The organism is Agromyces italicus DSM 16388, assembly GCF_000421545.1.
GTDB classification, from domain to species: Bacteria; Actinomycetota; Actinomycetes; order Actinomycetales; family Microbacteriaceae; genus Agromyces; species Agromyces italicus.
The window spans coordinates 34,634-51,893 of sequence record NZ_ATXF01000012.1 but is presented as its reverse complement, the minus strand read 5'-3'; the positions used below and the strand labels follow the sequence as shown (position 1 = coordinate 51,893).

General features: G+C 71.1%; 17 protein-coding genes. 15 read left to right on the top strand and 2 right to left on the bottom strand.

What is annotated here, in order from left to right; all coding sequences use genetic code 11:
* The first annotated feature begins 28 nt into the window (after positions 1–28).
* From H516_RS0116890 to H516_RS0116855, 8 genes are all read left to right on the top strand, one after another.
* Positions 29–337, top strand: coding sequence for a helix-turn-helix domain-containing protein (locus tag H516_RS0116890; RefSeq protein WP_022890882.1), 309 nt, complete (start codon positions 29–31; stop codon positions 335–337).
* A 72-nt stretch (positions 338–409) separates the two neighbouring features.
* On the top strand, positions 410–655 hold the full coding sequence (locus H516_RS0116885; protein ID WP_026378943.1) for a DUF3046 domain-containing protein: 246 nt from the start codon (positions 410–412) through the stop codon (positions 653–655).
* 301 nt (positions 656–956) lie between these two features.
* Positions 957–2,024, top strand: coding sequence for a recombinase RecA (gene recA / locus H516_RS0116880; RefSeq protein ID WP_022890880.1), 1,068 nt, complete (start codon positions 957–959; stop codon positions 2,022–2,024).
* A gap of 16 nt (positions 2,025–2,040) precedes the next feature.
* Entirely contained in the window at positions 2,041–2,847 is an 807-nt protein-coding gene (locus H516_RS21465; RefSeq protein WP_022890879.1) for a regulatory protein RecX, read from the top strand.
* 12 nt (positions 2,848–2,859) lie between these two features.
* Positions 2,860–4,458: a tRNA (N6-isopentenyl adenosine(37)-C2)-methylthiotransferase MiaB gene (miaB, locus tag H516_RS0116870; RefSeq protein ID WP_022890878.1), complete on the top strand. Its 1,599-nt coding sequence runs from the start codon at positions 2,860–2,862 to the stop codon at positions 4,456–4,458.
* A gap of 1 nt (position 4,459) precedes the next feature.
* The gene (gene miaA / locus H516_RS0116865; protein ID WP_022890877.1) at positions 4,460–5,380 is read left to right on the top strand and encodes a tRNA (adenosine(37)-N6)-dimethylallyltransferase MiaA; all 921 of its coding nucleotides are present in this window, start codon (positions 4,460–4,462) and stop codon (positions 5,378–5,380) included.
* A gap of 5 nt (positions 5,381–5,385) precedes the next feature.
* Positions 5,386–6,267, top strand: coding sequence for a diaminopimelate epimerase (dapF, locus tag H516_RS0116860; protein WP_022890876.1), 882 nt, complete (start codon positions 5,386–5,388; stop codon positions 6,265–6,267).
* 25 nt (positions 6,268–6,292) lie between these two features.
* Positions 6,293–7,552, top strand: a complete 1,260-nt coding sequence (locus H516_RS0116855) for an MFS transporter (protein ID WP_022890875.1) — start codon at positions 6,293–6,295, stop codon at positions 7,550–7,552.
* Positions 7,553–7,585: 33 nt separating this feature from the next.
* Here H516_RS0116855 and H516_RS0116850 read toward each other — a convergent pair whose 3' ends face one another.
* Positions 7,586–8,191, bottom strand: a complete 606-nt coding sequence (locus H516_RS0116850; RefSeq protein WP_022890874.1) for a class I SAM-dependent methyltransferase — start codon at positions 8,189–8,191, stop codon at positions 7,586–7,588.
* Between the two features lie 42 nt (positions 8,192–8,233).
* Here H516_RS0116850 and hflX point away from each other — a divergent pair, with 42 nt between their 5' ends.
* From hflX to metE, 3 genes are all read left to right on the top strand, one after another.
* Positions 8,234–9,760 carry a GTPase HflX gene (gene hflX, locus H516_RS0116845; protein WP_022890873.1) on the top strand — a complete coding sequence of 509 codons (1,527 nt, stop codon included), beginning with the start codon at positions 8,234–8,236 and terminating at the stop codon, positions 9,758–9,760.
* A gap of 269 nt (positions 9,761–10,029) precedes the next feature.
* Positions 10,030–11,019, top strand: a complete 990-nt coding sequence (locus tag H516_RS20765) for a methylenetetrahydrofolate reductase (RefSeq protein WP_022890872.1) — start codon at positions 10,030–10,032, stop codon at positions 11,017–11,019.
* A complete protein-coding gene (gene metE, locus H516_RS0116835; RefSeq protein ID WP_022890871.1) occupies positions 11,016–13,370 on the top strand; it encodes a 5-methyltetrahydropteroyltriglutamate--homocysteine S-methyltransferase in 2,355 nt (784 codons plus the stop codon). The genes H516_RS20765 and metE overlap by 4 nt, the downstream gene beginning before the upstream one ends.
* A 100-nt stretch (positions 13,371–13,470) precedes the next feature.
* Here the strand turns inward: metE and lexA are convergent, their stop codons facing one another.
* Complete coding sequence (gene lexA / locus H516_RS0116830) at positions 13,471–14,154, bottom strand: transcriptional repressor LexA (protein WP_022890870.1); 684 nt, start codon at positions 14,152–14,154, stop codon at positions 13,471–13,473.
* A gap of 257 nt (positions 14,155–14,411) precedes the next feature.
* Here lexA and H516_RS0116825 point away from each other — a divergent pair, with 257 nt between their 5' ends.
* The 4 genes from H516_RS0116825 to hisH all read left to right on the top strand — a co-directional run bounded on the left by H516_RS0116825 (position 14,412) and on the right by hisH (position 17,227).
* On the top strand, positions 14,412–14,774 hold the full coding sequence (locus tag H516_RS0116825; RefSeq protein WP_022890869.1) for a LysM peptidoglycan-binding domain-containing protein: 363 nt from the start codon (positions 14,412–14,414) through the stop codon (positions 14,772–14,774).
* Positions 14,775–14,865: 91 nt separating this feature from the next.
* A complete protein-coding gene (locus tag H516_RS20760; RefSeq protein ID WP_022890868.1) occupies positions 14,866–15,981 on the top strand; it encodes a histidinol-phosphate transaminase in 1,116 nt (371 codons plus the stop codon).
* Entirely contained in the window at positions 15,978–16,592 is a 615-nt protein-coding gene (hisB, locus tag H516_RS0116815) for an imidazoleglycerol-phosphate dehydratase HisB (protein WP_022890867.1), read from the top strand. The genes H516_RS20760 and hisB overlap by 4 nt, the downstream gene beginning before the upstream one ends.
* On the top strand, positions 16,589–17,227 hold the full coding sequence (gene hisH, locus H516_RS0116810; RefSeq protein WP_022890866.1) for an imidazole glycerol phosphate synthase subunit HisH: 639 nt from the start codon (positions 16,589–16,591) through the stop codon (positions 17,225–17,227). The genes hisB and hisH overlap by 4 nt, the downstream gene beginning before the upstream one ends.
* The last annotated feature ends 33 nt before the right edge of the window (positions 17,228–17,260 follow it).

The following is a 17,260-nucleotide window of genomic DNA, read 5'->3' as shown; positions in this document are numbered from 1 at the left end:
TCGAGGCAGTGTAGAAGGAGGTTCCCCGATGGTTCTGGTTCGACAGGAGATCGGCGACGTGTTGAGGGACTTCCGCCTGCAGAAGGGGCGAACGCTCCGGCAGGTCGCGTCCAAGGCGAGCGTGGCTCTGGGTTACCTGAGCGAGGTCGAGCGGGGTCAGAAAGAGGCCTCCTCCGAAATCCTCGCCTCGGTCGCCGATGCGCTCGACACGCCCATCTCGGTGATCATGCACGAGGTCGGCGACCGCATCGCGGTGCTCGAGGGGCTCTCCGTGGTTCCCGACAGCCTGCCCGACGAGCTCGTCGCCGAGTTCGACGCTGAGATGATGGTCCGCTGAGCGCGCGCACCCGATCGATTTCTCGCGCTTCGGCCGGTCTTCGGACCGGCCGAAGCCATGTCCGGAGGTTCCGTGAAACTCAGTGAGTTCCAGATCGCCGTCGATCGCGAGTTCGGCTCGGGCTACGGCGGCGTGGTCGTGAACGACCTCGTGCTCGCCTCGCTCGGCGGGCGCACGGCGCGCGAGGCGCTCGCTGCGGGCGTGCGGCCGCGCGAGGTCTGGTTCGCGCTCTGCGAGGCGACGGATGTCCCGGAGGGTCGCCGGCACGGCGCCGGCCGCCCGATGCCGGGGGAGTCGCGGGGCGGCTCGGGGCGTTGAGCCCGTCCGACGTGCTCGGCCCTTCGGTTCCGAAGACGCGTTCGACACGCGGGGTGTCGGTTCGAACATTCATTCGGTTCCTGCGCTAGGCTCCTCAACAGCAGGAGGAACGGCGAATCCGTCCACGTCGCGGGCCATCTCGGGCCGCGATGTCGGTGGCCGGCCATACGGTCGACTCGTCGCAACACACCGCAACCGCCTTGTCGTGAGACGCCGCGGGTCAGCACCGGCCAGCCGGGGCCCGCAACGTGGAACGACAGCCTAGAGGCAGCAGCACACGAGCATCGAAGGAGTCCACACCATGGCATCACCCGCAGACCGCGAGAAGTCGCTCGAAGCGGCCCTCGCACAGATCGACCGCCAGTTCGGCAAGGGGTCGGTCATGCGCCTCGGCAGCGAAGATCGCGCCCCCGTCGAGGTCATCCCCACCGGTTCGATCGCCCTCGACGTCGCCCTCGGCGTCGGTGGCCTCCCGCGCGGCCGCATCATCGAGATCTACGGCCCCGAGTCGTCGGGCAAGACGACGCTCACGCTCCATGCGATCGCGAACGCGCAGCGTGCCGGCGGCATCGCCGCCTTCGTCGACGCCGAGCACGCGCTCGACCCCGAGTACGCGAAGAAGCTGGGCGTCGACATCGACGCGCTGCTCGTCTCGCAGCCCGACACCGGTGAGCAGGCGCTCGAGATCGCCGACATGCTCGTGCGCTCCGGCTCCATCGACCTCATCGTCATCGACTCCGTCGCGGCGCTCGTACCACGTGCCGAGATCGAGGGCGAGATGGGCGACTCGCACGTCGGCCTCCAGGCCCGACTCATGTCGCAGGCGCTCCGCAAGCTGACCGGTGGCCTCAACCAGACGAACACCACGATGATCTTCATCAACCAGCTGCGCGAGAAGATCGGCGTGTTCTTCGGCAGCCCCGAGACGACCGCCGGCGGCAAGGCTCTGAAGTTCTACGCCTCCGTCCGCCTCGACATCCGCCGTATCGAGACCCTGAAAGACGGCACCGAGGCGGTCGGCAACCGCACTCGCGTGAAGGTCGTCAAGAACAAGATGGCGCCGCCCTTCAAGCAGGCCGAGTTCGACATCCTCTACGGGGTCGGCATCTCGCGTGAGGGCAGCCTCATCGACTACGGCGTCGACCAGGGCATCGTCAAGAAGTCGGGCGCCTGGTACACCTACGACGGCGACCAGTTGGGTCAGGGCAAAGAGAACGCCCGCAACTTCCTGCTGCAGAACCCCGACATCGCCGCCGACATCGAGCAGAAGATCCTCGTGAAGCTCGGCATCGGCCAGGCGGGTGCGGCGGCCGCGAACACGGTGCCGGCGAACGTCGAGTCGATCACCGCGAAGCGCAAGGGCGCCTGAGCGGCGGGGGTACCAGATGACCGGGGAGGGAAGCGAGCTGCACGACCCGTCGGCCGAGCACCTCGCCCCGGTGACCTACCTGCCGTGGGTGCGGCACCTTCCCGCGCCCACGAGCGAAGAACGTCCCGGTGAGGCGGGTACGGCGCGTCGATCTGCACCGGCGCGCCGGCCTCGCCGGGCAGCAGAGGCGTTCGCCGATCGGGGTTCCGACGACGCGGTGCCCGACCGCTGGTTCGGCGAAGAAGTGCCGAGCGAGCCGGTCGCCGCTCGCGACACGGGTTCGAAACGGTCGCAAGCCGCCCGTGGCACCCGCGTCGGCAGCGTACCCGAGGGCGTGGCCGACGAGTCGGGCGTCGAGCGCGACGAGCGCATCGACCGCCTCGTGGTGTCGCGGCTGCGTCGCTCGGCGCTCTCGGTCTCCGAGGTGCGCGCGGTGCTCGCCGAGCACGGGCTCGACGATTCAGAGCTCGACGAGTGGATCGAACGATACGAGCGCCTCGGCTATCTCGACGACGCACGTCTTGCCGAGCAGTTGGTGCACAGTCAGGGCGTGCGGCGCGGCAAGGGCAGCGGCGCGCTCCTGAACGAGCTCGGTCGCCGCGGCGTCGACCAGACGGTCGCGCGGGCCGCCGTCGAAGACCTCGACCCCGAGACCGAGCTCGAGAACGCCCGTACGGTCGCCGAGCGCCGTGCTCGCCAGCTCCGCGGTCTCGACCGACAGACGGCCGAGCGCCGCCTGTCGGCGTTCCTCCAGCGCCGAGGCTACCCCGGCGACGTCGTGCGCGAGGCGGTGACGGCGGCACTGTCCGTCGAGGGCTCGTAAACTGGTGCGATCATGAGCACCATTCACGAGGTCGCCCGCGCCGAGGCGACGACGCCCGCGCCGCGCACCTACGAGGTCCGCACCTTCGGCTGCCAGATGAACGTCCACGACTCCGAGCGCCTCAGCGGCTCGCTCGAGGCTGCGGGCTATGTGCCCGCCGCCGGCAGCGAGCCCGACATCGTCGTGATCAACACCTGCGCCGTCCGCGAGAACGCCGACAACAAGCTCTACGGCAACCTCGGCCACCTCGCGAGTGTCAAGCGTCGGCACGCGGGCATGCAGATCGCCGTCGGCGGTTGCCTCGCCCAGAAGGACAAGCACGTCATCCTCGAGAAGGCGCCGTGGGTCGACGTCGTGTTCGGCACGCACAACATGGGCGCGCTGCCGAGCCTCCTCGAGCGGGCCCGCCACAACGACGAGGCGCAGCTCGAGATCCTCGACGCCCTCGAGGTGTTCCCCTCGACGCTGCCGACCAAGCGCGACTCCAGCTACAGCGGCTGGGTCTCGATCTCGGTCGGCTGCAACAACACCTGCACCTTCTGCATCGTGCCGGCGCTCCGCGGCAAAGAGAAGGACCGTCGGCCCGGGGAGATCCTCGCCGAGATCCAGGCGCTCGTCGACGACGGTGCGATCGAGGTGACCCTGCTCGGCCAGAACGTGAACTCCTACGGCGTCGAGTTCGGCGACCGACAGGCCTTCGGCAAGCTGCTGCGTGCCTCCGGGCAGATCGAAGGCCTCGAGCGCATCCGCTTCACGAGCCCGCACCCCGCCGCGTTCACCGATGACGTCATCGACGCGATGGCCGAGACGCCCGATGTCATGCCGCAGCTGCATATGCCGCTCCAGTCGGGCTCCGACCGCATTCTCAAGGCGATGCGCCGTTCGTACCGCTCCGAGAAGTTCCTCGGCATCCTCGACCGGGTGCGGGCCAAGATCCCGAACGCGGCGATCTCGACCGACATCATCGTCGGCTTCCCCGGTGAGACCGAAGACGACTTCCTCGAGACGATGCGGGTCGTCGAGGCCGCGCGCTTCGCCTCGGCGTTCACCTTCCAGTACTCGATCCGTCCGGGCACCCCCGCGGCAACGATGGAGGACCAGGTGCCGAAGGAGGTCGTTCAGGAGCGTTACGAGCGATTGATCGCCCTCCAGGAGCGCATCTCCTGGGAGGAGAACCAGCACCTCGTCGGCCGCGCCGTCGAGGTGCTCGTCGCCAACGGCGAGGGCAAGAAGGACGCCGAGACGCACCGTCTCAGCGGCCGCGCCGAAGACAGCCGGCTCGTGCACTTCGAGGTACCGGCCGGCTCCGAACTGCCGCGGCCCGGAGACGTCGTGTCGGTCGTGATCACGCAGGCGGCGCCGTTCCACCTCATCGCCGACTCCACCGACGACGCCCCGCTGAAGGTGCGTCGAACGCGGGCGGGCGACGCGTGGGATCGGGCGCAGGCCGAGAGCTGCGGCGTGCCGTCGGCAGGCGGCGCCTCCGAGGCGCAATCGCCGGGCAAGGTCTCGCTCGGTCTGCCGTCGCTGCGCGTGCGCGGCGGCGAGCCGCTCGTGTCGCCGGGCGTCGGCACGATGCCGATCTACGACCCGACCGACGGTCAGCGCTGACGTGAGCCTCATCGCCGTCGTCGGCGCCACCGGCACCGGCAAGTCGGCGTTCGCGCTCGACCTCGCCGACGCGATCGAGCGCACCGGTCGCGCCGCCGAGGTCGTGAACGCCGACGCGATGCAGCTCTACCGAGGCATGGACATCGGCACCGCGAAGCTCTCGCCCGAGGCGCGACGCGGCGTGCCCCATCATCTGCTCGACGTGCTCGAGGTCACCGATGAGGCTTCGGTCGCCGAATACCAGCAACTCGCGCGGGCGCGCATCGGTGAGATCGTCGACCGTGGCGCCGTCGCGCTCCTCGTCGGCGGCTCGGGCCTCTACGTCTCGTCGGTGATCCACGACTTCCGGTTTCCGGGCACCGACCCGGTCGTGCGCGCACGACTCGAGGCCGAGCTCGTCGAGCTCGGACCGGGCCTCCTGCACGCGCGTCTGCGCGGCATCGACGCCGAGACCGCGGCGAAGGTCGACCCGCAGAACGGCCGCCGGGTGGTGCGCGCGCTCGAGGTGATCGAGGTCACCGGCGAGCCCGCGGCGGCCCGGCTGCCCGACGAGCCGGTGCCGTGGCGCGAACACCGCATCGTGCACCTTCGCGCCGATCGCGGCGTGCTCGTCGAGCGGCTCGACGAGCGCGTGCACGAGATGTGGCGGCAGGGCATCGTCGACGAGGTGCGCGGGCTCGTGCCGATGGGCCTCGAGCGCGGGGTCACCGCGCGCAAGGCGATCGGCTACGCGCAGGCGCTCGCCGAGCTGCACGGGCGGATGTCTCGAGCCGACGCCGTGGCCGAGACGCAGCGGCTCACCCGCACCTACGCGAGACGCCAGGTGGGCTGGTTCAAGCGCTACCGCGAAGCTGTCGTGATCGATGCCGACGACATGGTCGCCCGCGGCGCCGAACTGGTGCGTCAGGCCGCCCTAGACTGAATCGCATGCCGTTCGATCTGCGTTTCACCAAGGGCCAGGGCACGGGCAACGACTTCGTGCTCTTCAGCGATCCCGAGGGCGAGAACGCGCTGACCGCGACGCAGATCGCCGCGGTGTGCGACCGGCACTTCGGGGTCGGGGCCGACGGCGTCATCCGTGCCGTGCGTTCGCAGAACCTCGACGACGGTGCGGCCGCCCTTGCGGCCGATCCGCGCGCGGTCTGGTTCATGGACTACTGGAACGCCGACGGCACGGTCTCCGAGATGTGCGGCAACGGCATCCGCGTCTTCGTGCGCTACCTGCTCGACCAGGGGCTCGCTGAGCTCCACCCGGGCGCCGAGATCGCGATCGGCACGCGCGCCGGCGTCCGGCTCGTGACGCGCACGGCGACGGGCTTCCAGGTCGACCTGGGCCCCTGGCGCCTCGACGGCGGCGAGCCGCTCGTGCGTGCCAAGCAGCTGCCGGTGGCCCGTCCGGGCCTCGGCATCGACGTGGGCAATCCGCACGTCGTCGTCGCCCTCGCCGACGACGACGAACTCGAGGGCCTCGATCTCGCCTTCTCGCCGATCCTCGACCCCGCGCCCGAGGCGGGCGCGAACGTCGAGTTCGTCGTGCCCGCCGAGCCGCTCGTCGACGACGGCGTGGGCCGCATCCGCATGCGCGTGCACGAGCGCGGTTCGGGTGAGACCCTCTCGTGCGGCACGGGCGCCGTCGCCTCGGCGCTCGCGGTGCGGCACTGGGCGGGCGCCTCGGCGCCGAACGACTGGCGCGTGCAGGTGCCGGGCGGCGTGCTCGGCGTGCGCATGTTCGAGGCCGCCGACGGCGAGCACGTGGCCCTCGCGGGCCCTGCCGAGCTCGTCTTCGACGGCGTGCTGACGCTCGCGTGACCCGGTCGATGCGGAGCGTCCGACGGTGAACCACGACCCCAGATCGGCCGCCCGCGCCGGGTTCCCATGGCTGCTGCTGGTCGGGATCTCGCTCGTCGCGCTCAACCTGCGCGGACCGCTCGTCACGATCGCCCCAGTGATCGGCGACATCGAGGAATCCCTCGGCATCTCGTCGACCACGGCGGGGCTGCTCACGAGCCTGCCGGTGCTCTGCTTCGCCCTCGGCACGCCGATCGCCGCGTGGACGATCCGACTGACCGGGGCCGAACGCGCCGTCGCGATCGCGCTCGTCGGAACGCTCATCGGCACGATCGTCCGATCCGGCGGCACGACGTGGGCGGCGTTCGCGGGAACCGTGATCATCGGCCTCGCCATCGCGATCGGCAACGTCGTCGTGCCCGTCGTCATCCGTCGCGACGTTCCGCCCGAGCGGGCGCAACTCGTCACCGGGGTGTATTCCGCGATGATGAACGTCGGGTCGATGCTGACGATCGCCGCGACGGCACCGCTCGCCGAGGTGATCGGTTGGCAGTGGGCGACCGCCGTATGGGGCGTGCTCGTCATCGCAGCGCTCGCGGTCTGGGGCGTGCACCTGCGCCGCACCGTCGCCGAGAGCCGGGAGGCGCGCGCGGCCGAGGCGCTCGCGGTGACGGGTTCGATCGCGGCGGTGACGGGGCCGACCGGCGTGGTGCCCCCTGGAGAGCGTTCCGCGTGGCGCAACCCGATGACGTGGCTGCTCGCGGCGGCATTCGCGGCGCAGTCGTTCTCGTACTACGGGCTGAGCGCGTGGCTTCCGAGCCTCTACGCCGACGACTACGGCCTCGACCCGGTGGCGGCGGGCAACGTCGCGTCGCTGTTCCAGCTGGCCGCGGTCGCCGGCGCCCTCGGGGTGCCGTTCTTGGCCGGGGTCCGGCCGCGCTGGGTGCAGCCCGCCCTCGTCGGCGTGCTCTGGACGACGCTGCCGCTCGGGTTGCTGCTCGCCCCCCAGGCCTACTTCGTGTGGACGGTGACCGGCGGGATCGCGCAGGGCGGCGGTTTCGTCGTGATCATCGCGATGATCGTCCGCATCACGCGCACGGACCGTGAGACGACGCAGATGTCGGCGCTCGTGCAATCGGGCGGATACCTCGTTGCAGCGACGGCGCCACCGGTGCTCGGCGCACTGCACGAGTCGAGCGGGGCCTGGGCGCTGCCGCTCGTTGCGGTGCTGGTCGCGACGCTGAGCTTTCTCGCGCTGACGACCACGGCGGCCGTGCGCAGTGCGCGCCCGACGATCCCCGGCTGACGTCCGCTCCCGCCGTGCGCCGGCGTCGATGGGTCAGCGCCGGACGTGGAGCACCCGGAAGCCCTTCGTGTTCGCGGCGCGCTCGACCTCGAGCCCGAGTTCCGCGCCGATCCAGCGCTGCAGCGACTCGGCGCCGAGGTGCTTCGCGACGACGAGCCAGGCGGCGGCGTCTTCGCTCTCGTCGAGACGCGGCAGCCAGCGCGTGAGGAGTGCGTGCAGTTCGGCTTTGCCGACCCGGATCGGCGGGTTCGACCAGATCGCCGCGAACCGCACGGACTCGGGAACATCGTCGGGCAGCACGGCGTTGACATTGTGCAGACCGAGTCGTGCGGCGTTCTGCCGCGTGAGCTCGAGCGCGCGTTCGTTGACATCGACGGCCCACACCGTGGCATCCGGCGATTGGAGCGCGAGCGAGAGTGCGATCGGGCCCCACCCGCAGCCGAGGTCGAGCAGATCGCCCGAATTCGGTGGAGCGGGCACGGCGTCGAGGAGTGCGCGGGTGCCCTGGTCGAGGTGCTCTGGGCTGAATACACCGCCGGCGGTCGTGAGTTCGACCTCGCGGCCGGCGAGGCGCGCGCGGATGGTGCGGGTGCGCGAACTGCTCGACGGCGACGCGGAGAAATAGTGCTCGGAACCCATACAGGGAACCTATCGCAGCGATTGGAACTAGTCTTGAACGTGATGAACGAAGCCGACCAGAACACCGCAGACGACGCCGTCGAGCGGGTGCTGCGCGGTGCTGAGACGAAGGCCGGGCTGACCCGCTTCGGCTCGGGTGCCGCCGAGGCGCTCATGGAGCAGGGCTCCGACGCCGCGGCCGGCGCCGAGACCGACGGCGAGCAGTTCGAGCGCGAGGAGCGCGCGGCGCTCCGTCGCGTCGCGGGCCTCTCGACCGAGCTCGAGGACGTCACCGAGGTCGAGTACCGGCAGCTCCGGCTCGAGAACGTGGTGCTCATCGGGGTCTACTCGCAGGGCTCGCTCGATGACGCCGAGAACTCGCTGCGCGAACTGTCGGCGCTCGCCGAGACGGCGGGCGCGCGGGTGCTCGACGGAGTGCTGCAGCGGCGCCCGCACCCCGACCCGAGCACCTACCTCGGTCGCGGCAAGGTCGAAGAACTGCGGCACATCGTCGCCTCGCTCGGCGCCGACACCGTCGTCGCCGACACCGAACTCGCGCCGAGCCAGCGGCGTGCGCTGGAGGACGCGGTCAAGGTGAAGGTGATCGACCGCACGGCCGTCATCCTCGACATCTTCAGCCAGCACGCGAAGAGCCGCGAGGGCAAGGCGCAGGTCGAGCTCGCGCAGCTCGAATACCTGCTTCCGCGCCTGCGCGGCTGGGGCGAGTCGATGTCGCGCCAGGCCGGCGGCCAGGTCGGCAGCGGCGGCGCCGGCATGGGCTCTCGCGGCCCAGGCGAGACGAAGATCGAGCTCGACCGGCGCCGCATCCACTCGCGCATGGCGAAGCTGCGCAAGCAGATCGCGGGCATGAAGCCCGCCCGTGACGCGAAGCGCGCGAACCGCCGACGCAACGCCATCCCCTCCGTCGCCATCGCCGGGTACACCAACGCCGGCAAGTCGAGTCTGCTGAACCGCATCACGGGTGCCGGACTCCTCGTCGAGAACTCCCTGTTCGCGACCCTCGACGCCACGGTGCGCCGCAACACGACGGCCGACGGTCGCGTCTACACGCTCGCCGACACCGTCGGCTTCGTGCGCAACCTCCCGCACCAGCTGGTCGAGGCGTTCCGATCGACCCTCGAAGAGGTCGGCGACTCCGACCTCATCGTGCACGTGGTCGACGCGGCCCACCCCGACCCGGCCGGCCAGATCGCCACGGTGCGCGACGTCATCGGCGAGGTCGGGGCACGCGACATCCCCGAGCTGATCGTCTTCAACAAGGCCGATCTCGTGACGCCCGAAGACCGACTCGTGCTGCGCGGGCTCGAGCGCGGCGCCGTGTTCGCCTCGGCGCGCACGGGCGAGGGCATCGACGAGGTGCTCGCGGCGATCACGCGCATGCTGCCCGACCCGGCGGTCGAGATCGACCTCGTGGTGCCGTACGACCGGGGCGACGTCGTCTCGACGCTGCACGAGACCGGCCGCGTGCTCTCGATCGACTACCTCGAGGCGGGTACGCGCGTGCGCGCGCTGGTCTCGCCCGAGCTGTCGGCCCAGCTCGCCGTATTCGCGGCACCCGTCGGCGCCTGAGACGCTCGCGGCCGCAGGTGCGGGTCGCCGGAGGTCGCCGGGGTCGCCGGAGATCGCCAGGGGCGCCTCGCGTCACCTCACGTCATAGAGCCGCGATGGGCGGGATCGGCGCGTATCGTCGCTCCTGATCGTCGGTGCACGGCCGGATGCCGTGCACCAGGAGCGACCGCCGAGCCCGGCACCCGCCCGCGAGACCCACCCGCCGAATCCGGCCGGGGGACGCGGCCTGCCGCGCTTCCGCCCCATCGGCTGCGCCACGCAGGAGTCCCATGGCCGCCACCGGTTCCGACCCCCGGGATGTGCTCGGCCGGCCGCGCCCGCCGGTCTCGTTCGAGTTGTTCCCGCCCCGATCGGATGCCGCGGCGCTCGCCCTCGGCCGCACGATCGACCGTCTCGCCGAGGCCGATCCCGCGTTCATCTCGGTGACCTTCGGCGCCGGCGGTTCGTCTCGGGATCGCTCGCTGACCGTGCTCCGCTACATGCTCGAGCACACCGCGGTCGATCCGATGGCGCACCTCACGTGCGTCGGCTCCTCGCACCAGGAGGCGAACCGACTGGTCCGTGAATTCCTCGACGCCGGCGTGACGAGCTTCCTCGCCCTGCGCGGCGACCCGCCGACCGGTGCGGGGCCCGACGGGGGCATCGGCGACCTCGGCAGCGCCGCTGAGCTGGTGCAGCTCATCCACCGGGTCCAGGAGGAGCGTGAACCCTTCGGGCAGATCGGCGTTCCGGGCGTGCCCGGCGCGTCGCGCATCCGCGAGCGGCCGCGGCCCGAGCGCGTCGCGGTCGCGGCGTTCCCCACGGGGCATCCGCGTTCTCGCACCGCCAATCAAGATGTCGACGCGCTGCTCGCGAAGGAGATCGCGGGCGCGACCCTCGCGATCACGCAACTCTTCTGGCATGCCGACGACTACCTCGGCTACGTCGAACGCGCCCGCTCGGCGGGCGTCACCATCCCGATCCTGCCGGGCATCATGCCCGTCACGACGTCGGCGAGACTCGCCCGGCTCGCGGAGCTCACCGGGGTCGAGGCCCCGGCCGAGCTCGCGATCGACCTCGAGATCGAACCCGATCCCGAGGCGCAGGCCGAGTTCGGAGTCGCATTTGCCGCGAACCTCGCCGCCGGGGTACTCGCGGGCGGCGCTCCCGGGCTGCATCTGTACACCTTCAACCGTCACGAGGCCGTGCTGGGCGTGCTCGCCCGGCTCGGAATCGGAGTCTCGACACAGCTCGTCAATGAGAGGAACACTGCACGATGACCGCACCCGACTTCCCCACCGGCACCATCCTCGGCTACCCCCGGATCGGCCGTCGCCGTGAGCTCAAGCGCGCCGTCGAGGCGTTCTGGGCCGGCACGATCGACGCCGGCGAGCTCGAGGCGCGCGCCGCCGAGCTGCGCGCCGCGACCCGCGAGCGCCTCGCCGCGCAGGGCCTCGACCGCGCAGGGGCCGCCATCCCCGAGTCGTTCTCGTTCTACGACCAGGTCCTCGACGCGGCGGTGGCCGTGGGCGCGGTGCCGACGCGCTTCGCGCGGCTCCTCGGCGAGGACGGCGGCGTCGACCTCGGCGCCTACTTCACGATCGCCCGCGGCGTCGGCGACGACGCTCCGCTCGAGATGACGAAGTGGTTCGACTCGAACTACCACTACCTCGTACCCGAGATCGGCCCGGGCACCTCGTTCTCGCTGCACGCCGAGCGCATCCTCGCCGAGTTCGAAGAGGCGAAGGCGCAAGGCTTCCTCACCCGCCCCGTGATCGTCGGGCCTGTGACGTTCCTGCTCCTCGCGAAGGCCGCAGACGACGCGCCCGCGGGCTTCCGCCCGATCGATCGCCTCGCCGAGCTCGTGCCGGTCTACGGCGAACTGCTCGCCGAGCTCGCCCGTGCCGGTGCCGAGTGGGTGCAGCTCGACGAGCCCGCGCTCGTGAGCGAGTCGATCGACGAGCCGCGCGCCCGCGTACTCGAGTCGGCGGCCGCGGCCTACGACGCGCTCGGCGCGCAGGGCGAGCGTCCGGCGATCTTCGTCGCCGCCCCGTACGGCTCGCTCGACGACGCACTCCAGGTGCTCGCCGCGACCCCCGTCGAGGCGATCTCGCTCGACCTCGTGCGCGGTTCGCTGCCCGAGGGCCTCGACCCCGTCACCGCCGAAGCGCTCTCCGCGAAGACCCTCGTCGCGGGCGTCGTCGACGGCCACAACATCTGGCGCGGCGACCTCGCCGCCGCGTTCGACCGCGTCGCCGCCGTGCAGCGCCTCTCGGGAAGCGTCGCCGTCTCGACCTCGACCTCGCTGCTGCACGTGCCGCACGACGTCGAGGACGAGCAGTCGCTCGACGCACGCCTCGTCTCGTGGCTCGCCTTCGCCGACCAGAAGGTCGCGCAGGTCGCGGTGCTGGCCCGTGGGCTCGCCGAGGGACGCGAGGCGATCGCCGCAGAGCTCGACGAGGCATCCACCGCGCTCGCCGACCGCAGTGCCGCGCCCGGCGTGCACCTGCCCGCGGTGCGCGACCGCCTCTCGGCCCTCTCCGACCGCGACTTCGACCGCGGTGACTACGCCGCCCGCGTCGCCGCGCAGGCGGCGCTCGAGCTGCCCGAGCTGCCCACCACGACGATCGGTTCGTTCCCGCAGACGAGCGACATCCGGCGCGCCCGCGCGCGCCTCGGCAAGGGCGAGCTCGACGCCGACGGTTACGCGCAGCTCATGCGCGAGGAGATCGAACGGGTCGTGCGCCTGCAGGAGGAGATCGGCCTCGACGTGCTCGTGCACGGCGAGCCCGAGCGCAACGACATGGTGCAGTACTTCGCCGAGCTGCTCGACGGCTTCGCCGTCACCGAGCACGGCTGGGTGCAGTCGTACGGTTCGCGCTGCACGCGCCCCTCGATCCTCTGGGGGGATGTCTCGCGGCCCGCGCCGATGACGGTCGAGTGGTCGTCGTACGCGCAGTCGCTGACCGAGAAGCCCGTCAAGGGCATGCTCACGGGCCCCGTGACGATCCTCGCCTGGTCGTTCGTGCGCGACGACCAGCCCCTCGGTGACACCGCGCGTCAGGTGGCGCTCGCGCTGCGCGACGAGATCGCCGACCTCGAGGAGGCCGGAATCAAGGTGATCCAGGTCGACGAGCCCGCCCTTCGCGAACTCCTCCCGCTGAAGCTCGCAGACCAGGCCGCCTACCTCGACTGGTCGGTCGGCTCGTTCAGGCTCGCGACGGCCGGAGCCGCGGCGGCGACGCAGGTGCACACGCACCTCTGCTACTCGGAGTTCGGTGTCGTCATCGACGCGATCAAGAACCTCGACGCCGACGTGACCTCGATCGAGGCGGCGCGCAGCCGCATGGAGGTCGTCGACGACCTCTCGACGAGCGGGTTCGACCACGGCATCGGCCCGGGCGTCTACGACATCCACTCGCCCCGTGTGCCGTCGACGGCCGAGGTGCAGGCGCTCCTCGAGCGCGCGGTCGCCGAGATCCCGGCGTCGCGGCTCTGGGTGAACCCCGACTGCGGTCTGAAGACTCGCGGCTACGACGAGACGGTCGCCTCGCTCGAGAACATCATCGAGGCGACGCGTGCGGTGCGCGCCGAACTCGAGGCGCGCACCGAGCCGGCGCTCGCGGGCTAGTCGGGGCGAAAAGAAAGGGGCGGATGCCGCGCGCTGCGCGGCATCCGCCCCTTCGGTGTCGTCGTGGCGGGTCTCGGCCGGCCGCACGGCCGGCCGGGCGTCAGACCGCCCGCAGCACCGAGACGACCTTGCCGAGCACCTCGGCGTGGTCGCCGACGATCGGCTCGAACGCGCTGTTGCGGGGCAGCAGCCAGGTGTGGCCGTCGCGCTGCCGGAAGACCTTCACGGTCGCCTCGCCGTCGAGCATCGCCGCGACGATCTCGCCGTTCTCGGCGGTGCGCTGCGAGCGCACGACCACCCAGTCGCCGTCGCAGATGGCGGCGTCGATCATCGAGTCGCCGACGACCTTGAGGATGAAGAGCTCGCCCTTGCCGACGAGTTGGCGGGGGAGTGGGAAGACCTCTTCGATCTGCTGCTCGGCCGTGATCGGCACGCCGGCGGCGATGCGGCCGACGAGGGGGACCATCGCGGCGTCGCCGACGGGGGCGGCATCGCCTGCCGTGGGGGCGCGCTCGTCGAGGCCGGGCACCTCGATGAGGATCTCGAGCGCGCGGGGGCGGTTGGGGTCGCGCCGCAGGTAGCCGGCGAGTTCGAGCTGATTGAGCTGGTGCGTGACGCTCGACAGCGAGGACAGCCCGACGGCGTCGCCGATCTCGCGCATGCTCGGCGGGTAGCCGCGGCTCGCGACCGAGCGCTGCACGGCCTCGAGGATCGCGAGTTGCTTCGCGCTCAGGCTCTTGCGTCGACGCGCCTTTCCGATCTCACGCACGTCGTTGTCGCTCACGGTCTCCGCCCCTCGTTGCGATCGCCTCGCGATCGGATGTCGGTGGTGTCTGCTGGACTGGTCTCCAGACATTCGAAACTGTATCCGCCTCGCGGGGGTGCGGCAAACATTCGTTCGAGTGTGTCGGGGTATTCGTGCACGAAGACGGTGCCCCAGGGTGCTTGCCTTCGAATTCAGTCGAAGATATATTCGGAACAAAGATTCGCACCCGGCTCTCCCGGCCGAGGGCAGGGTGCGATTCACTCAGGAGGTGTGAGATGAGCGCAGCGATCATGACCGGCGGGTACGGCGCGGCGGGCGACGGCGCGGCGGTGCGAACCCGTCTGCGACTGACGCGCCGCGGTCGCGTCGTATTCACGACATTCGCCGCCTTGCCGCTCATCGTCTGGGCGTTCGCGCTCGTGCTCGGGGCGGGCGGCGCTGCGGCCGATGTCGCCGGTGCCGGCGCGGCGCTCGAGTACGTCACCGTCGACGTCGGCGGCTCCCTCTGGGAGATCGCGGAGTCGGTCGCCCCGAGCGCCGATCCGCGCGACACGATCGCCGAGATCCTGCGTATCAACGGACTCGATGAGGCGACGATCGTGCCCGGCCAGCGGCTCGCCGTGCCGGCGGGCGAGTAGCGCGCGCGGGGCCGCGAGCGGGCCGCTCGGTGCCCGGTCACACTGGGTCGCACGGGCGATGGTCGCAGCCGCTCGTGGCTAGCATGGTTCGGTGACGAGTCTCGAAGACCTCCCCATCCGTGACGACCTCCGCGGGCGTTCGCCGTACGGCGCACCGCAGAAGTCCGTCCCCGTGGCCCTCAACGTCAACGAGAACACGCATCCGATCCCCGAAGACGTCGCCCACGACATCGTGGCCCGCGTCGCCGCGGCGATCCTCAGGCTGAACCGCTATCCCGACCGTGAGTTCACCGAACTGCGCGAGGCGCTCGCCGGGTACCTCGGCCACGGGCTCACCCCCGAGCACATCTGGGCCGCGAACGGGTCGAACGAGGTGCTCCAGCACCTGCTGCAGGCCTTCGGCGGCCCTGGGCGCAGCGCCCTCGGCTTCGAACCGACGTACTCGATGTACGGGCTGCTCGCCTCGGGCACCGGCACCCGGTGGGTCACTGCGCCTCGCGATGACGACTTCGAACTCGGCCCCGAGGCCGCGGTCGCCGCCGTGCTCGAGCACGACCCAGACCTGGTGCTCATGTGCGCACCGAACAACCCGACCGGCACCCCGCTCGACCTCGACACGATCCGTGCGGTCGCCGACGTCGCCCGCGGCATCGTCATCGTCGACGAGGCGTACTTCGAGTTCGCCGAGCCGGGCACGCCGAGCGCGCTGACCCTCCTCGAGGGGCGGCCACGGCTCGTCGTCTCGCGCACCATGAGCAAGGCCTTCGCGTTCGCCGGCGCCCGGGTCGGCTACCTCGCCGGCGACCCCGCGACGATCGACGCGCTGCGCCTCGTGAGGCTTCCGTACCACCTCTCCGCGCTCACGCAGGCGGCCGCGCTCGGGGCGCTCGCCCACGCGGATGAGATGCTCGCGATGGTCGACGAGATCCGCGGGCAGCGCGTGCGCCTCTCCGCCGAGCTCGCTCGGCTCGGTTTCGCGCCGTATCGCAGCGGCTCGAACTTCGTGCTCTTCGGCGGCGTCGACGACCCGCACGCGGTCTTCGAGGCGCTGCTGGCGCGCGGCATCCTCATTCGCGATCTCGGCATTCGCGGTCACCTGCGCGTGACCGCGGGCACCGAAGCCGAGACCACCGCGTTCCTCGAGGCGATCGCGGTGTTCGCCCCGGAGCGGGCGGCGGGCGCCGCCGAGAATAGGATCGACGCATGAGCGGCCAGACCCAGAACCGCGCGGTGCGCGTGCAGCGCGAGACCAGCGAGTCGAGCATCGACCTCTCGATCGACCTCGACGGCACGGGCGCGAGCGACATCGAGACGGGCGTGCCGTTCTACGACCACCTCCTGACGGCCTTCGCGAGGCACTCGCTCACCGACCTCACGGTGCGGGCCTCCGGCGATGTCCACATCGACGTGCACCACACCGTGGAGGACACCGGAATCGTGCTCGGCCAGGCGATCCGCCAGGCGCTCGGCGACAAGCGGGGCATCTCCCGCTACGGCGACGCACTCGTGCCGCTCGACGAGGCGCTCGCGCAGGCCGTCGTCGACATCTCGGGGCGTCCGTACCTCGTGCACACCGGCGAGCCCGCGGGCTTCGAGTTCCACCTCATCGGCGGGCACTTCACCGGCTCGATGGTGCGTCACGTCTTCGAGGCGATCACGTTCAACGCGGGGCTCACCGTGCACGTCAACGTGCTCGGGGGCCGCGACCCGCACCACATCGCCGAGGCGGAGTTCAAGGCCTTCGCACGGGCATTCCGTCAGGCGAAGGCGTTCGATCCGCTGGTCACCGGCATCCCGTCGACGAAGGGCGCGCTGTGAGCCCGACCCGCCGCGTCGTCGTCCTCGACTACGGCTCCGGCAACGTGCACTCTGCCGCGAAGGCGCTCGAAGCCGCGGGCGCCGAAGCCCTGGTCACGGCCGACCGTCGGGCTGCGAGCGAGGCCGACGGCCTGCTCGTGCCGGGCGTCGGCGCCTTCAAGGCCGTGATGGAGCAGCTTCGCGCGGTGCGCGGTGACGAGATCATCGATCGGCGTCTCGCGGGCGGGCGCCCGGTGCTCGGCATCTGCGTCGGCATGCAGGTGCTTTTCGAGCACGGTGTCGAGCGCGGGGTGGACACCGAGGGACTCGGCGAATGGCCGGGCACGGTCACCGAGCTGCCTGCGGCGGTGCTGCCGCACATGGGCTGGAACACGGTGACGCCCGATGCGGGGTCGGTGCTGTTCGACGGCATCGAGGACGAGCGCTTCTACTTCGTCCACTCCTTCGCCGCGCAGGAGTGGCACCTCGACGTGATCCCGCCGTTCCCCGGGCCGAAGCTGACGTGGGCCGAGCACGGCGGGTCATTCCTCGCCGCGGTCGAGAACGGCCCCCTCTCGGCGACCCAATTCCACCCCGAGAAGTCCGCCGAGGCCGGAATCCGGCTGCTGTCGAACTGGATCGGCACGCTCGGCTGACGGCCGCTCACGACCGTGCGTGTCACGGTCAGG

What these genes read in the sequence shown, in the direction of transcription:
- hisB (WP_022890867.1), top strand. Translation starts at nt 15,978, where the DNA reads ATGAGCGGCCAGACCCAGAACCGCGCGGTGCGCGTGCAGCGCGAGACC.
- H516_RS0116850 (WP_022890874.1), bottom strand. Translation starts at nt 8,191, where the DNA reads ATGGGTTCCGAGCACTATTTCTCCGCGTCGCCGTCGAGCAGTTCGCGC.
- H516_RS0116825 (WP_022890869.1), top strand. Translation starts at nt 14,412, where the DNA reads ATGAGCGCAGCGATCATGACCGGCGGGTACGGCGCGGCGGGCGACGGC.
- hflX (WP_022890873.1), top strand. Translation starts at nt 8,234, where the DNA reads ATGAACGAAGCCGACCAGAACACCGCAGACGACGCCGTCGAGCGGGTG.
- miaB (WP_022890878.1), top strand. Translation starts at nt 2,860, where the DNA reads ATGAGCACCATTCACGAGGTCGCCCGCGCCGAGGCGACGACGCCCGCG.
- recA (WP_022890880.1), top strand. Translation starts at nt 957, where the DNA reads ATGGCATCACCCGCAGACCGCGAGAAGTCGCTCGAAGCGGCCCTCGCA.
- metE (WP_022890871.1), top strand. Translation starts at nt 11,016, where the DNA reads ATGACCGCACCCGACTTCCCCACCGGCACCATCCTCGGCTACCCCCGG.
- H516_RS0116890 (WP_022890882.1), top strand. Translation starts at nt 29, where the DNA reads ATGGTTCTGGTTCGACAGGAGATCGGCGACGTGTTGAGGGACTTCCGC.
- H516_RS20765 (WP_022890872.1), top strand. Translation starts at nt 10,030, where the DNA reads ATGGCCGCCACCGGTTCCGACCCCCGGGATGTGCTCGGCCGGCCGCGC.
- H516_RS21465 (WP_022890879.1), top strand. Translation starts at nt 2,041, where the DNA reads ATGACCGGGGAGGGAAGCGAGCTGCACGACCCGTCGGCCGAGCACCTC.
- dapF (WP_022890876.1), top strand. Translation starts at nt 5,386, where the DNA reads ATGCCGTTCGATCTGCGTTTCACCAAGGGCCAGGGCACGGGCAACGAC.